The following is a 16226-nucleotide window of genomic DNA, read 5'->3' as shown; positions in this document are numbered from 1 at the left end:
GCGGGTGGGGCGCCACATGGCCCCCACCCGCACAGCCGGTATTATTCGGCGGCCTTTGTTGAGGCAACCGCAGGCTTCGCCTGAGCAAGGCGCTGACGGTCCTGGCCGGCAGCCACTGCACGCAGCTTGTTCATCACGCTGCCTGTGCCCGCCGGGATCAGGCGCCCGACGATCACGTTTTCCTTCAGGCCGTTCAACGTATCCTTCTTGCCCGCCGTAGCGGCTTCGGTAAGGACGCGCGTTGTTTCCTGGAAGGATGCAGCAGAAATGAACGACTGCGTCTGCAGGGAGGCCTTGGTGATGCCCTGAAGCACGGGCATAGCCACGGCAGGACGTTCGCCAATGTTCAGGCGCTTGGTATTCTCCGTCTCGTACTCGATCCGGTCCACCGTCTCGCCAATCAGGTAGGTCGTATCACCCGGCTCAAGGATCTCGACCTTCTGCAGCATCTGGCGGACGATCACCTCGATGTGCTTGTCGTTGATCTTCACGCCCTGCAGACGATAGACGTCCTGAATCTCGTTCACGAGGTAGTCGGACAGCGCCTCGACCCCCAGAACCTTCAGGATGTCATGCGGCACGCGCGGACCATCGACCAGCGGATCGCCAACCTGAACGAAATCGCCTTCCTGAACCGAGACATGCTTGCCCTTGGGGATCAGGTAATCGGTTTCCTCGCCCGTTTCGTCGTTCTTGACGATGACACGGCGCTTCGACTTGTAATCCTTGCCAAATTCGACGCGACCTTCGGTTTCGGAAATGATGGCATGGTCCTTGGGACGCCGCGCCTCGAACAATTCGGCGACACGCGGCAGACCACCGGTAATGTCACGTGTCTTCGAACCTTCGCGCGGGATGCGCGCCAGCACGTCGCCCGCGTTGACATGTGCGCCATTTTCCACCGACAGCAGCGAGTCAGGTGACAGGAAGTAACGCGCATCGTTGCCGTTCGCCAGCTTGACCACGTCGCCCTTGGCATCCTTGAGCTGCAGACGCGGCCGAAGATCGACCCCCTTGGACGCCTGCTTGTAGTCAACGACAACCTTCGACGTCAGGCCGGTGACCTCATCCATACGCTCGACAAGCGTGATGGAATCGATCAGGTCGAGATATTCGACCGTGCCTGCCTGCTCCGTAATGATCGGCAGGGTATACGGATCCCACTCGGCCAGCTTCTGGCCACGCGTGACCTCGACCCCATCTTCGATCAGCAGACGCGCGCCATAAGGTACGCGATAGCGCGCACGCTCCGTCCCCTTGTCATCCGTCAGCAGGATTTCGCAGTTACGCGACATGACGATGGTCACGTTCTGGCTGTTCTGCACCACGTTGCGGTTGCGGATCGTCGCCTTGCCATCGCGTGACGCCTCGACCATCGACTGTTCCGCGCCACGCTGCGCCGCACCACCGATATGGAAGGTGCGCATCGTCAACTGCGTGCCAGGTTCACCAATGGACTGCGCTGCGATGACGCCCACGGCCTCACCGATGTTTACCGGCGTGCCTCGGGCCAGGTCACGACCATAGCAGTGGCCGCACACGCCCACGCGGCTGTCACATGTCAGAACCGAACGGATCAGGATGCTTTCCACCCCGGCCTTCTCGATCTGTTCTGCCTGCGCTTCCTCAATCAGGGTATTGCGCTTGAACAGCACCTCACCCGATGCGGGATCAAGCACATCGGCCGCAAGCGTACGACCCAGCATACGCTCGGACAGAGATGCGACAACCTCGCCGCCATCCATCACCGCACGCACCGTCAGGCCGCGTTCCGTGCCACAATCGTCTTCGACGATGATGCAATCCTGCGCCACATCGACAAGGCGTCGTGTCAGATAGCCGGAGTTCGCGGTCTTCAGCGCCGTATCGGCCAAGCCCTTACGTGCGCCATGGCTGGAGGTGAAGTAATCGAGAACCGACAGACCTTCCTTGAAGTTGGCGATGATCGGCTGTTCGATGATCTCGCCCGACGGCTTGGCCATCAGGCCACGCATGCCGGCAAGCTGCTTCATCTGTGCTGGCGACCCACGGGCACCAGAATGGCTCATCATCCATACCGAATTGGTGGGCTTGCCGATTTCCTGCTTGGAAATCTCCTTCATCATCGCGGCCTGCACTTCGTCCGTGCAACGCGACCATGCGTCAACCACCTTGTTATAGCGTTCGCCCGCCGTAATCAGGCCGTCCTGATACTGCTGTTCGAATTCCTTGACCTCATTCGCGGTATGTTCGACGAGCTCCTTCTTCTCCTTCGGCACGATCATATCGTCCTTGCCAAAGGAAATGCCGGCTTTCGCCGCATGCTTGAAGCCAAGGCCCATCAGGCGGTCACAGAAAATGACGCACTCTTTCTGCCCGCAATGGCGATACACCGCGTCGATGACGTCGGACACCGTCTTCTTGGTCAACTGCTTGTTGATCAGCGAGAACGGCAGCGCCGCACTGCGCGGCAGGATCTGCGCGACCAGCATGCGGCCAGGCGTTGTGACGACGGTTTCACGCGTGACGGTACCATCCGCGTCGACATTCTCGATCCGGGCGCGGATCTTGTCATGCAGCTTCACCGCACCGGTGGTCAGGGCATATTCGACCTCTCCCACACTGGAGAAAGAAGAAGCACCGTTCACCGTCACCCTGCCCTGCGCATCATATTCGTTGCGATCAGGGGTAGCGCGGAATTCCGGCGTCTCAAGGCTCAGATAATACAGGCCAAGGACAATATCCTGCGACGGCACGATAATCGGCTTGCCATTCGCGGGGCTGAGGATGTTGTTGGTGGACATCATCAGCACGCGCGCCTCAAGCTGTGCCTCAAGGCTCAGCGGGACATGCACGGCCATCTGATCGCCGTCAAAGTCGGCGTTGAACGCGGTGCAGACCAGCGGATGCAACTGGATCGCCTTGCCTTCGATCAACACCGGCTCGAACGCCTGGATACCCAGACGATGCAGCGTTGGCGCACGGTTGAGCATGACCGGATGTTCGCGGATCACCTCTTCAAGGATATCCCAGACTTCGGGACGTTCCTTCTCCACCATCCGCTTGGCGGCCTTGATGGTGGTGGCGTGACCATACTTCTCCAGCTTGGAGTAGATGAACGGCTTGAACAGCTCCAGCGCCATCTTTTTGGGCAGGCCACACTGGTGCAGTTTCAGTTCCGGGCCAACCACGATGACCGAACGGCCGGAATAATCAACGCGCTTGCCCAGCAGGTTCTGGCGGAAACGCCCCTGCTTGCCCTTCAGCATGTCCGAAAGCGACTTCAGCGGACGCTTGTTCGCCCCTGTGATGGCGCGACCGCGACGGCCGTTATCGAACAGGGCGTCAACCGATTCCTGCAGCATGCGCTTTTCGTTGCGCACGATGATGTCAGGCGCACGCAGTTCGATCAGCCGCTTCAGGCGATTGTTGCGGTTGATGACACGGCGATACAGGTCATTCAGGTCGGATGTCGCGAAACGCCCCCCATCCAGCGGCACCAGCGGGCGCAGTTCCGGCGGAATGACCGGGATCAGCTCCATGATCATCCATTCGGGGCGCGATTCACTTTCGGAAAACGCCTCGATCAGCTTCAGCCGCTTGACCAGCTTCTTGCGCTTCGCCTCGGACGTGGTGTCCTTCAGCTCCTGGCGCAGCTCGACCTTCTCCTGGTCGCAGTCGATGCGCTCAAGGATCTTCTTGATCGCTTCGGCCCCGATCCCGACCTCAATCCCTTCGTCGCCATGTTCGTCCATGACGTCGAGATACTGGTCTTCGGTCAGCAGGCTGTACTGCTTGAGCGGCGAGGTGCCGGGTTCAAGCACCACATAGCTTTCGAAATACAGGATCTTTTCCAGATCCTTCAGCGTCATATCGACCATCAGGCCGATCCGGCTGGGCAGCGATTTCAGGAACCAGATATGCGCGACCGGGCTGGCAAGCTCGATATGGCCCATACGTTCGCGACGGACCTTGGCCAGCGTGACCTCGACACCGCATTTTTCGCAGATGATCCCACGGAATTTCATCCGCTTGTATTTGCCGCACAGACATTCGTAATCCTTGATAGGACCGAAAATCCGCGCACAGAACAGACCATCGCGCTCCGGCTTGAAGGTGCGATAATTGATGGTCTCGGGCTTCTTGATCTCGCCATAGGACCATGACCGGATCTGCTCGGCCGAGGCGAGCTGGATCTTGATCTGGTCGAAGGTCATCGCCTGGCCCGTCTGGCCAAGGATCTTCATGAGTTCATTCATGCGCCGCAAACCCCCTGAGGGAAAAGAACGAGGGCAGACCGACTATCTGCCCCCATCCCTGAAAATAAAACGTATGGACGGGTCGTTACCTTGTTCATGGAACGATCAGCTACCGCTCTGTTCCAGATCCACGTTCAGGCCCAGCGACTTCAGTTCCTTGATCAGGACGTTGAAGCTTTCGGGGATGCCGGCCTCGAAATCATCCTGCTCGCGCACGATGGCTTCATAGACCTTGGTGCGGCCCGACACGTCATCGGACTTCACCGTCAGCATTTCCTGCAGCGTGTAGGCCGCCCCATAGGCTTCGAGCGCCCAGACTTCCATTTCACCGAAACGCTGTCCACCGAACTGCGCCTTACCACCCAGCGGCTGCTGTGTGACCAGCGAATACGGACCGATCGAACGGGCATGGATCTTGTCATCCACAAGATGATGCAGCTTCAGCATATAGATATAGCCGACCGTGGTCTTGCGCTCGAACGGCTCACCCGTGCGACCGTCGATCAACTGCGACTGCCCCGACTTGTCGAGCCCGGCCTTCTCCAGCATCGCTTCGATGTCCGGGATCGACGCACCATCGAACACCGGCGTCGCAATGGGCACGCCCTTGCGCAGGTTATTCGACAGTTCAAGCAACTGGGCATCCGTCATATCGGCGATATTGGCTGCGAAAGCATCCTCGCCATAGACGGAACGCAGTTCGTCAAGCAGTTCCTGCCGCTTCTCACCCGTCTTGTGATAGGTATCGACAAGCTGCCCGATCCCGCGACCGATATTGGCGCAGGCCCAGCCGAGGTGGGTTTCAAGGATCTGCCCCACATTCATGCGCGACGGCACGCCAAGCGGGTTGAGCAGCAGGTCCACGGGGGTTCCGTCCTCAAGGAACGGCATGTCCTCCACCGGTACGACGCGGGAGACAACACCCTTGTTGCCGTGGCGACCGGCCATCTTGTCACCCGGTTGCAGCTTGCGCTTCACCGCGACGAACACCTTGACCATCTTCATCACGCCCGGCGGCAGTTCGTCGCCACGCTGCAGCTTTTCGACCTTGTTGTCGAAACGTGCCTGGATGCGCGACACCGCCGTATCGAACTCACGACGCAGGACTTCCAGTTCGGCCATCACCGCATCGGACGTCACGGTGACATTGCGCCACGCGCCACGCGGATGCTCCGACAGGACCTCGTCCGTGATCGGCGTGCCAGAACGGATACCCTTGAAGCCCGCCCCTGCCGTCTGCCCGATCAGATGTTCACGCAGACGGTTGTAGAAGGAACGTTCCTGAATGGCGCGCTCGTCATCGCGGTCCTTCGCCAGACGCTCGATCTCCGCGCGTTCGATCGCCATCGCGCGCTCATCCTTGTCCACGCCACGGCGGGAGAAGACACGCACATCGACAATCGTGCCACTGGTGCCCGGCGGCAGCTTCAGCGAGGTATCGCGGACGTCGGATGCCTTTTCACCAAAGATGGCGCGCAGCAGCTTTTCTTCCGGCGTCATCGGGCTTTCGCCCTTTGGCGTGACCTTACCAATCAGGATATCGCCCGGATTCACCTCTGCACCGACATAGACGATGCCGGCTTCGTCAAGGTTACGCAGCGCTTCTTCGCCAACATTGGGGATGTCGCGGGTGATTTCCTCCTGGCCCAGCTTCGTATCACGGGCCATGACCTCGAATTCCTCGATATGGATCGAGGTAAAGACGTCATCACGCGCGATGCGTTCGGAAATCAGGATCGAATCTTCGAAGTTGTAGCCGTTCCACGGCATGAACGCGACCAGCACGTTCCGCCCCAGCGCCAGTTCACCAAGTTCGGTGGAAGGACCATCAGCGATGATCTCGCCCGCCGAAACCTGATCCCCCACGCGGACCAGCGGACGCTGGTTGATGCAGGTGGACTGGTTCGAACGCATATATTTGCGCAGGCGATAGATATCGACACCCTGCGTCGCACCCGCATCGTCGGTTGCACGCACCACGATACGCGCACCGTCGATCTGGTCCACGATGCCACGACGCCGGGCAACAATGGTCGCACCCGAATCATGGGCGACGGCCGCTTCCATCCCGGTGCCGACCAGCGGCGCGTCGGAACGCACCAGCGGCACCGCCTGGCGCTGCATGTTCGATCCCATCAGCGCGCGGTTTGCGTCATCGTTTTCAAGGAACGGGATCAGGGCCGCGGCAACCGACACAAGCTGCTTGGGCGACACGTCACAGGCCGTCACCTCATCGGGCAGGACCTGGCGGAAATCACCGCCACGACGCACTGACACCAGCTCGTCCGTCAGCTTCCCGTGGGCATCCTGCTCTGCGTCCGCCTGCGCGACGATGAGCTTGTCTTCCTCCATCGCGGACAGGTATTTCCAGCCGCTCTGCAGGACACCGCCCTCGACCATGCGGTACGGGGTTTCGATGAATCCGTACTTGTTGACCTTGGCATAGGTCGCAAGGGAGTTGATCAGACCAATGTTCGGGCCTTCCGGCGTTTCGATCGGGCAGATGCGGCCATAATGTGTCGGGTGGACGTCACGAACCTCAAAGCCCGCGCGCTCACGCGTCAGACCGCCCGGGCCAAGCGCCGAAAGGCGACGCTTGTGCGTAACTTCCGACAGGGGGTTGGTCTGGTCCATGAACTGGCTGAGCTGCGAGGAGCCAAAGAATTCGCGCACGGCGGCGGCGGCAGGCTTCGCATTGATCAGGTCATGCGGCATGACCGTGTCGATATCGACGGACCCCATGCGTTCGCGGATCGCACGCTCCATACGCAGCAGGCCGACACGATACTGGTTTTCCATCAGTTCGCCGACCGAACGGACACGACGGTTGCCAAGATTGTCGATATCGTCGATCGCACCGCGACCGTCCTTCAGCTCGCACATGATCTTGACCGTGCGCAGGATGTCTTCCTTACGCAGGACACGCACGGTGTCAGGCACGTCAACACCCAGGCGCATGTTCATCTTCACGCGGCCAACGGCGGACAGGTCATAGCGGTCAGGGTCGAAGAACAGGCCGGAGAACATGGCTTCCGCCGTTTCCGGCGTCGGCGGTTCGCCAGGACGCATGACACGATAGATATCGGTCAGCGCATCGTCACGCGATGTGTTCTTGTCAATCGCAAGCGTATTGCGGATCCACGGACCATTGGTCGCATCGATCGCAAGCGTCACCAGCTTGGTGACACCATCGGCCTCCAGCGCCTCAAGACGGGTTTCGGTCAGTTCGTCACCAGCTTCGGCAAAGATCTCGCCCGTGTCGGGGTTGACCATGTCGAACGCAATGAAACGCCCGATCAGCCCTGCGGGACCGACCAGCACGTCCTTTGTGGTTTCCGCGATCTTGCGGACCATACGCGCCGTCAGCTTGGTGTCCACCTGGGCAACGATCTCACCCGTATCGGCATCCACCAGCGGTTCCAGCAGCTTCTGGCCACGGAACGCATCGGGGTCAAAGCGGCGGGCCCATCCCTTCCCGCTCTTGATGAACTCGACCTGGCCATAGAAATAGCCAAGGATTTCATCGGGGCTCATGCCCTGGATTTCCATGGAATCGACGTCGCCGCCCTCGGCCGCCTTCGCTTCGCGCGCGGCCCGCGATTCCTCGCCCTCCAGCGCGTACAGAAGCGTCGTGACCGGCAGCTTGCGCTTGCGGTCGATGCGGACGTAGATCAGGTCCTTGCTGTCGAATTCGAAATCCAGCCACGACCCACGATACGGAATGACGCGTGCGGCGAACAGGAACTTGCCCGATGAATGGGTCTTGCCCTTGTCGTGGTCGAAAAACACGCCGGGGCTGCGATGCATCTGGCTGACGATGACGCGCTCGGTCCCGTTGATGATGAACGTGCCGTTGTCGGTCATGAGCGGCATGTCGCCCATATAGACCGGCTGTTCCTTGATATCGCGGATCGAACGCGATCCCGTATCCTCATCCACGTCCCACACGATCAGGCGCAGGATCACCTTCAGCGGCGCGGCAAAGGTCAGCCCGCGCTGGATGCATTCCTCAACATCGTATTTCGGCTCTTCGAGTTCATAGCTGACGAATTCGAGTCGCCCACGTCCGGCAAAATCATTGATCGGAAAGACGGAACGGAACACTTCCTGCAAACCGGTCGGTGTCCGGCTGTCGGGTGACACGTTCATCTGCAGGAATGCCTCGTAACTGGCACGCTGCACGTCGATCAGATTGGGCATCGGAGCGATTTCGGGTATACGCCCGAAGCTCTTGCGGATGCGTTTGCGTCCCGTGAACGATTTCGTAATCGCGTTCATCGCCTATCCAGCCCCCATCCACACAGACCTGCTCCCCGTCCTCCATCATGGCCTTGCGGCTCGGGACAAAGACAGATCCAGAAATTCTTTCAGGTTGCCCATCCTCATGGACCAACCCCGGACCCGTCCCTTCACATGACTTGAGGACGGCCCCTTCTACCGCCAAAGGCACCCGAGACCTTGACGGTCAGGGTGCCTGTAACGCCCAAGGGGGCGGAGGTCTGACGACCTCCACCCTCACCTGAATATCATCTCAACATCCACAACAGGGAATGCTGACAGGATACATCTTATTTGATTTCGACAGAAGCGCCGTTGTCTTCAAGGGTCTTCTTGATCTTCTCGGCTTCATCCTTGCTGACGCCTTCCTTGACGGTCTTGGGCGCGCCCTCGACCAGGTCCTTGGCTTCCTTCAGGCCCAGGCCCGTGATGCCACGGATTTCCTTGATGACGTTGATCTTCTTGTCGCCAGCCTTCGCCAGCACCACGTCGAATTCGGTCTTTTCCTCAGCAGCAGCGGCCGGAGCAGCAGCAGCGGCAGCAACAGCAACCGGAGCGGCAGCGGAAACGCCCCACTTCTCTTCAAGCAGCTTCGACAGCTCAGCAGCTTCGAGAACCGTAAGAGCGGACAGTTCGTCAACAAGTTTGTTCAGATCGGCCATGATTCAGTCTTCCTAATTTATACACTGGTTGGCGTGGCACAATCCCGAAATTTCGAAAAAGTACCATTTTGTTGATATCCCGGCTTACCGGGACAGGGGTGGCTAGGCTGCCTCGCCCGTCTTGGCATAGGCACCAAAAACCCGTGCAAGCTGTCCGCCCGGCGCCTGCAGCACGCCCGCGATGCGCGTTGCCGGCGTGGAGATAAGCCCCACCAGCTGCGCCCGGAGCACGTCCAGGGAGGGCAGTTCCGCCAGCGCCTTGACACCCTCGACACTCAGTGTCTGGGAGCCAAGCGATCCGCCGAGCAGAACAAGCTTGTCATTGGTTTTGGCGAACTCGACCAGCACCTTTGCAACTGCAACAGGTTCATCCGCCCACGAAATCGCGGTCGGCCCCTTCAGCAGCGGCGCGATGCCTTCGAACTGGGTCCCTGCCAGGGCGAGATTGGCCAGCCGGTTCTTCGCGACCTTGTAAGTCGCTCCGGCCGCGCGCACACGCCGCCGAAGTTCCGTCACATCAGCCACCGTCAGCCCGTCATTACGGGTGACAACGACCATGGACGTCTCGGCGAACACGGCCGCGAGGGAGGCAACAAACTCCCGCTTCTCCGTACGGTCCAAATCCCGTCTCCATCGTCATCCACCAGAAAACCTGGTGGATTGGGTTTACCCTTGGGGCCTGCCCAACATGGGCCTGCCCCGGTTCGCCTGTCCTTTGTAAACGGAACAACCAGTGTCAGGTGACATGCACCTGCGGCCCGGCAATCCCCGTCTTCCGGCTGCAACCCCACAGGGGTAATCAAGGCACAAGGCCACATCCGGTCATGGACAGGTTCGGAAAACGGCCCGCAGGACGGGCCATTCCCTTTTATCCCACCCCATCAGGGGCGGGACAATCCTTCATCAGGATGCAGCGAGCGTCGCCACATCGAGATGCACACCCGGTCCCATCGTGGACGACAGGGACACCTTCTTGATGTAGGTGCCCTTCGCGCCCGTGGGACGGGCCTTCTGCACCGCATCGACGAATGCGCGGATGTTTTCAGCAAGCTTGGCTTCGTCGAACGAGGCCTTGCCGATACCGGCATGCACGATACCGGCCTTTTCCGCACGGTATTCGACCTGACCGGACTTCGCCGCGGTAACGGCGCCCTTCACATCCATCGTGACCGTGCCCAGCTTCGGGTTGGGCATCAGGCCACGCGGGCCAAGGATCTTGCCCAGACGGCCGACCAGCGCCATCATGTCCGGCGTCGCGATGCAGCGGTCGAACTCGATCTCGCCAGCCTGCACCTTGGCGGCCAGGTCTTCGGCACCGACAACATCGGCCCCGGCGGCAGTCGCTTCCTCGGCCTTCGGGCCACGGGCGAACACGCCAACGCGCAGGGTCTTGCCCGTACCATTCGGCAGGGACAGCAGGCCACGGACCATCTGGTCGGCATGACGCGGGTCAATGCCCAGGTTCATGGAGATTTCGACCGTCTCGTCAAACTTCGCCTTCGCACCCTGCTTCACCAGGGAGATGGCTTCGTCCAGGCCATAGGCCTTGGTCGCATCAACATTGGCGCGCGCGGCGGCCAGACGCTTGTTCTTTGCCATGGACTTTAGCCCTCCACCACGTCGAGGCCGATGGAGCGCGCTGAACCGGTCAGCATGCGCACGGCGCCGTCGATGTCATTGGCGTTCATGTCTTTCATCTTCACCTCGGCGATCTCGCGCAGCTGCGCAATCGTCACCTTGCCAACCGTCGCGGACTTGCCAACGGTGGAGCTTCCCTTGTTGACCTTGGCGGCCTTCATCAGGAAATAGGTGTTCGGCGGGGTCTTCGTGATGAAACTGAAGGTGCGGTCAGCATAGGCGGTGATGACCACGGGAATGGGCATCCCCGGTTCCATACCCTGCGTCTTCGCGTTGAACTCCTTGCAGAACTGCATGATGTTCAGGCCGCGCTGACCAAGGGCCGGACCAACCGGCGGGGAGGGATTCGCCTTGCCGGCGGGGATCTGCAGCTTGATGTAGCCAACGATTTTTTTGGCCATATCCGGGGCTCCTGACTGTTTCACCCGGACCGCGGTTCTGGCGGTCACCCCTGCCATGATGTGGCAAGGGCAATGGACCTCCCGCGTTCCGATAAGAGGCGGGCACCTACCGCTGATTCGGGGGTGCTGTCAACCCCTGCGCGGGCAGGGCAGGCATTTCGAGGTCCTTCGACTCCGCGCCATTATCGACATTTACGCCACCTGCGGCCTTGGGAATCCGCAGGTGGGAATATTGCAGCGGGCCAAACGGACGGATCTGCCGGTGGTTCGGCAACTGGCTGCTGTCCCATCCCCCGCCAAGCGCGCGGATCAGTTCGACCTGCGCCTGCATGTAGCGGGTCTCCACCTGTACCTGGGCGATGCGTGCAGTCAGCGCCGCCACCTGTGCCACCACCACGTCAAGGTAGTTGGTCAGGCCGCCGGTATAAAGCTGCATCGTCATGTTCTGTGTGCGCAGCGACGCCTTGACGGCCTCGCCTTCCTGCCCCGCCTCGACATCAAGGTCATGGGTCAGGCTCAACCCGTCCTCCACATCCTTGAACGCGGCAAGCACCGTGGCGCGATACCGGTCTTCCGCCTGACGGTATTGCGACCAGCTACGTTGCAGTTCGGCGCGCCGCATCCCCCCCTGGAACAGGGGCAGCACAGCCTGCGCGGCATAATTGTACATGCCGTTCGCGACCTTATCGAGGGTAAAGCCATTATCCATGAACCCCGCCATCGCGCTGAAGGTTACATGTGGATAAAATGCCGCGCGCGACACGCCAATCGCCCGGTTTGCCTGCGCCATGTTGCGTTCGGCACTGGCGACATCGGGACGGCGTTCCAGCAGGGTGGAAGGCAGCCCCACCGCGATCTTCACCTTCGGGAAGCGGATTTCGGTAATCGGCATGATATGAAAGGCGGATGGCGAGGTGTTCACCAGCACCGCAATCGCATGTTCCATCACCGCGCGGCGGGCCTGCAGGTCGGTGTCGGACGCCTGCGTGGCCGAAAGCTGTGTCTGCGCGCGCGATACGTCGATACCTGCCGCGATCGCCCCGGCCTGACGCATCTGGGTGATCTGCACTGCCGTCTGGTAATATCTGATCGAGTCCTGATACACCGCATGCTGCGCGTCCATGCCACGCAACTGCATATAATCATTAGCCAGTTCGGACTGGATACTCAGCCGCGCCACGGCGAAATCGGCGGCGGCGGCCTGTGCCTGCTGCTGGCGCATACGTTTGCGGTTGCGGATTTCAGACCAGAAATCAGGCTCCCACCGGACGCTGGCTCCCCATTGCTGCGATGACATATAGGTGGGGCCCTGGGCACCCGCCCCACGCCATAGCCGGTGCTGCGACGACTGGTTATTGGATGCCCCTGCATTGCCACCGATCTGCGGATACAGCGCCGACGCCGCCTCCGCCGACAGGTCGCGTGCCTGCGTAAAGGTTTCAGCCGCGGCCTGCAGATCAGGATTCAGGCGGCCCGCGCGTTCCTCCAGCCTGTTGAGGAGCGGGTCGTTAAAGACCACCCACCAGTCGCCACGCGGCGCACCATCGGCGGGGGCACCATAATGCATGATGCCCTCCCCCTGCCAGTTATCGGGATAGAGGTAGTGCGCGTGCCTGTATTTCGGCGCAAGGTCCACACACCCGCCAAGGCCCGCGGCCATCATCGCGCATCCGGCAAGGCAGGCCGCGCGCATCGACTGGCGGCGTGCCCGCCCCCACATGAGGCCGCCCCTCATCGGCGCGCCCCGGCGTCCGTCGCCCCCTGATCCGCGGGCATGGCCCGGACATCGTCGTCCTTCGTGCTTTCACGCGCCGGGGTCTTCGCCATCGCGGACGCACCGACATCGTTATATCCGGGGGTGGAGCCGACAAGATACACTTCCTGTCCCTCCAGCAGGCCGGAAGACGGGTTGTTGACCACACGGTCATGCAGCCCCACGCCCGCAAGTATCTGCACCTTGGTGCCAAGGTTCGTACCCACGGTGACATTACGCAGCCTGATGCGGTTATGGTCATCGACCACCGCCACCTGCATGCCCTGCGCACGGAACAGCAGCGCACCTTCGGGCAGGATCAGGATATCAGGGTCCCCCGGCGCGGTGAAATGCACGGTGGCATAGGAATCGGGCCACAGTTCACGTTTGTCATTATCAACCACCAGTTCGGTCGTCACCGTGCGGGTGGAGGCATTGAACGCCTTGGCCGTGGCAAGGAACTTCGCCTTGAACACCCGTCCCGGATATTGCGGCACGGTGATGTCGCCCGTCAGCTTGGGCCCGATGATGTCGGCATAATCCTGTGGCACGGACACAAAGATACGCATGCGATGCACGTCCGCCACGCTGAACAGCTCACTTGCCGTCCCATGGGAGGAGACATCCCCGCCGCCCGCATTCACATAATCACCCACGTCAGCCAGACGTGACGTCACCACACCATCAAACGGGGCGACGATCTGCTTGAACCCGATCAGCGCGGCATAACGCGACACCTCATGTCGGGCGGCCTCGACCTCGGCGGCCTGCGCCTCGGCATTGGCGGCCTGCACATCGACCTCCTGCTGAGAGACAGCCTGCGTGCCCTGCAACGCCTTCCAGCGTTTCGCCGTGATCTGCGCCAGCTTGTAACGGGCCATTGCAACGTCGAAATTGGCCTTGGACGCGGCATACTGCGCATCAAGGCCCGGCGTGTCGATCGTGGCCAGGATTTCGCCTGCCTTCACATTCGCACCGATATCCTTGTACCACATCTGCACATAGCCCGAGACCTGCGCATAGATCGGGGCCTGGTACCATGCGGAGATATTGCCCGGCAGGTCCAGCGTGCGTGTCTTTGGCCCATGTTCCGGCTCGATCACCTGCACGCGCGGGATGGCGGCATCGGCTGTCTGGCGGCTCAGGCTTTCGACATGCATGCGGCGTTCGACAATCCCGCCGACAACGATGACGGCCACCACGACCACCCCCAGCCAGACCCAGATCCTGCCGCCGCGCCCGCGCTGGCCCTTGATATCATCGGCGCCCGTCATGCGCGTTCTCCCTCGGCAGTCGTGGTCTTGGATTTTCGTGAATGAATAAGCGCGAACACGCATGGCACGAACAGGAGCGTGGCGCACGTGGCCACCATCAGTCCGCCCATCACCGCGCGGCCCAGCGGCGCGTTCTGCGAATTGCTCAGCGACATGGGCAGCATGCCGATAATCATGGCCGATGCGGTCATCAGCACGGGACGGATACGTTCATATCCCGCCTCGATCGCGGCCTTGACCGCATCACCGTGCAGGTCCATCCGCTCACGCGCGAAGGACACCACCAGGATTGAGTTCGCCGTCGCGGTGCCCATGCACATGATCGCCCCCGTCAGCGCCGGCACCGATAGCGCGGTATGCGTCAGGAACAGGCTCCACGCGATACCGGCCAGCGCGCCGGGCAACGCGGTGATGATGATGAAGGGGTCAAGCCACGACTGAAAATTGACGACAATGATCAGGTAGACCAGCAGGATCGACATCGCGAGACCGGAAATGAGCTGCACATACGCGCCGTTCATGGTCGTCGCCTGCCCACGGACATACAGGCTTGACCCATGGGGCAGCGACTTGCGCTCCTCCTCCACCACACGCGTCACCTCGCGTGAGACGGTGCCAAGGTCCAGCCCCTCGTTCGTGGCATAGATGTTGAAGACCGGCATGATGTTGTAATGCGCGACCTCCCCCGGCGTGCCGGTCTGCACGATCTGGCTGAGACCGCCAAGGATCTGCGGCGGCAGGTTCCGCGGATTGCCGTCACCCCGGTCGATAGGGATCGTCTCCAGGTCGTTCATCGTCTGCAGGAACTGCAACGGTGTCTGGATATCCACCAGATGCGACACCCCGGTCTTGGGGTCCAGCCAATAGGTGGGCGCGACCTGGCCGCTGCCCGACAGCACGGCAAGCGCATTGTTCGCCACGTCCGCTTCCGTCAGGCCGGTCCCCAGCGCATAGGTCCGGCGCGCATTGACGCGCAAGGTGGGGGTATTCATCGGTTCCTGCACCGCAACGTCGGTCACGCCGGTAATCTTGCGCAGGCGCGCTGCAAGGTGCTGCGCGAAATCGAAATTACCATACAGGTTACGGCCCGATACCTGCACGTCGATTGGCGCGGGCAGGCCGAAATTCAGGATCTTGGCCGTCAGGTCGGCAGGCATGAAGGTGATTTCGGTGCCGGGGAATTTCTCCGCCAGCCCCTTGCGCAGGACGGCACGGTATTTCGCAACCGGCGCTTCCTCATCCTTCAGCGTCACCGTCAGGTCGCAGTCCTGCGTGCCGACGGTGGGCGTGGGAATGAAGGCCTGGTTCAGCGGACTGAATGGCAGGCCACAATTATTGACGATGCCCTCGACCTCCCCGGGCAGCAGGCGGTCGATCTCGTCATTCACCAGCATGGAAATCTTGCCTGCCTCGGCGATCTTGGTGCCAAGCGGCGCGCGCATATGGATCGACAGCGCGTTCGAATTGATTTCGGGGAAGAAATCCTGCCCCGCAAAGAACAGCAGCCCGAGCGAACAGAACGCCAGTATCGAAAACAGCGGCACGAAGCGCCTGCGCGTCGCCAGCAGGCGGATCAGGATCTCGCGGTAGCGATTGCGGAAAAGGACGAAATACGCCTCGAACCCGCGCTGGAACCGCGCAAAGATGCTCTGCGACGGGGCCGCCTGCCCTGTCGCCAGCGCATGGTGGGCGGCCACCTGGGCCGCAAGCATGTATTTCGCCATCGTCGGCACCAGCGTGCGCGACAGGATGAACGATGCGATCATGGCAAAGATGATGGCTTCGGCCATCGGCATGAACAGCCACCCCGCCACCCCCGTCAACTGGAACAGCGGCATCCACACGATACAGATACACAAGGTGGAGACGAAGGTGGGGATGACGATCTGGTTCGCCGCGTCGATGATCGCGGTTTCCAGATCCTTGTCCATTTCCAGATGGGCGTCGATATTCTCGATCATGACGGTGGCGTCATCGACAAG

Annotated in this window: 9 protein-coding genes; all 9 read right to left on the bottom strand. The window is 61.0% G+C overall.

Going from position 1 to position 16226, the window contains the following annotated elements; translation table 11 throughout:
• Nucleotides 1-41 precede the first annotated feature (41 nt).
• Entirely contained in the window at nucleotides 42-4238 is a 4197-nt protein-coding gene (gene rpoC / locus B7G66_RS05280; RefSeq protein WP_040510964.1) for a DNA-directed RNA polymerase subunit beta', read from the bottom strand.
• A gap of 105 nt (nucleotides 4239-4343) precedes the next feature.
• Nucleotides 4344-8516, bottom strand: coding sequence for a DNA-directed RNA polymerase subunit beta (rpoB, locus tag B7G66_RS05275; protein WP_048858892.1), 4173 nt, complete (start codon nucleotides 8514-8516; stop codon nucleotides 4344-4346).
• Nucleotides 8517-8806: 290 nt separating this feature from the next.
• Nucleotides 8807-9178, bottom strand: coding sequence for a 50S ribosomal protein L7/L12 (gene rplL, locus B7G66_RS05270; protein ID WP_003621128.1), 372 nt, complete (start codon nucleotides 9176-9178; stop codon nucleotides 8807-8809).
• 102 nt (nucleotides 9179-9280) lie between these two features.
• Nucleotides 9281-9799, bottom strand: coding sequence for a 50S ribosomal protein L10 (rplJ, locus tag B7G66_RS05265; RefSeq protein WP_003621130.1), 519 nt, complete (start codon nucleotides 9797-9799; stop codon nucleotides 9281-9283).
• Nucleotides 9800-10081: 282 nt separating this feature from the next.
• Nucleotides 10082-10777, bottom strand: coding sequence for a 50S ribosomal protein L1 (rplA, locus tag B7G66_RS05260; protein ID WP_003621131.1), 696 nt, complete (start codon nucleotides 10775-10777; stop codon nucleotides 10082-10084).
• A 5-nt stretch (nucleotides 10778-10782) separates the two neighbouring features.
• Nucleotides 10783-11217 (bottom strand): 50S ribosomal protein L11, encoded by a 435-nt coding sequence (gene rplK, locus B7G66_RS05255; protein ID WP_003621133.1) that lies wholly within the window; start codon nucleotides 11215-11217, stop codon nucleotides 10783-10785.
• A gap of 106 nt (nucleotides 11218-11323) precedes the next feature.
• Nucleotides 11324-12937, bottom strand: coding sequence for an efflux transporter outer membrane subunit (locus B7G66_RS05250; RefSeq protein WP_003621135.1), 1614 nt, complete (start codon nucleotides 12935-12937; stop codon nucleotides 11324-11326).
• An 11-nt stretch (nucleotides 12938-12948) separates the two neighbouring features.
• Nucleotides 12949-14244, bottom strand: coding sequence for an efflux RND transporter periplasmic adaptor subunit (locus B7G66_RS05245; protein WP_003621137.1), 1296 nt, complete (start codon nucleotides 14242-14244; stop codon nucleotides 12949-12951).
• On the bottom strand, nucleotides 14241-16226 hold a 1986-nt coding region (locus tag B7G66_RS05240; RefSeq protein ID WP_048858891.1), incomplete at its 5' end, for an efflux RND transporter permease subunit. The genes B7G66_RS05240 and B7G66_RS05245, both read right to left, overlap by 4 nt.

It is taken from the genome of Novacetimonas hansenii JCM 7643, from assembly GCF_000964405.1.
GTDB classification, from domain to species: domain Bacteria; phylum Pseudomonadota; class Alphaproteobacteria; order Acetobacterales; family Acetobacteraceae; genus Novacetimonas; species Novacetimonas hansenii.
The sequence above is the reverse complement of the archived record's forward strand: the minus strand, read 5'-3'. Positions and strand labels throughout refer to the sequence as shown.

Excerpts from the sequence above, each read along its gene's own strand:
- rpoC (WP_040510964.1), bottom strand. The coding sequence starts at position 4,238 with ATGAATGAACTCATGAAGATCCTTGGCCAGACGGGCCAGGCGATGACC.
- rpoB (WP_048858892.1), bottom strand. The coding sequence starts at position 8,516 with ATGAACGCGATTACGAAATCGTTCACGGGACGCAAACGCATCCGCAAG.
- rplL (WP_003621128.1), bottom strand. The coding sequence starts at position 9,178 with ATGGCCGATCTGAACAAACTTGTTGACGAACTGTCCGCTCTTACGGTT.
- rplA (WP_003621131.1), bottom strand. The coding sequence starts at position 10,777 with ATGGCAAAGAACAAGCGTCTGGCCGCCGCGCGCGCCAATGTTGATGCG.
- rplK (WP_003621133.1), bottom strand. The coding sequence starts at position 11,217 with ATGGCCAAAAAAATCGTTGGCTACATCAAGCTGCAGATCCCCGCCGGC.
- B7G66_RS05250 (WP_003621135.1), bottom strand. The coding sequence starts at position 12,937 with ATGTGGGGGCGGGCACGCCGCCAGTCGATGCGCGCGGCCTGCCTTGCC.
- B7G66_RS05245 (WP_003621137.1), bottom strand. The coding sequence starts at position 14,244 with ATGACGGGCGCCGATGATATCAAGGGCCAGCGCGGGCGCGGCGGCAGG.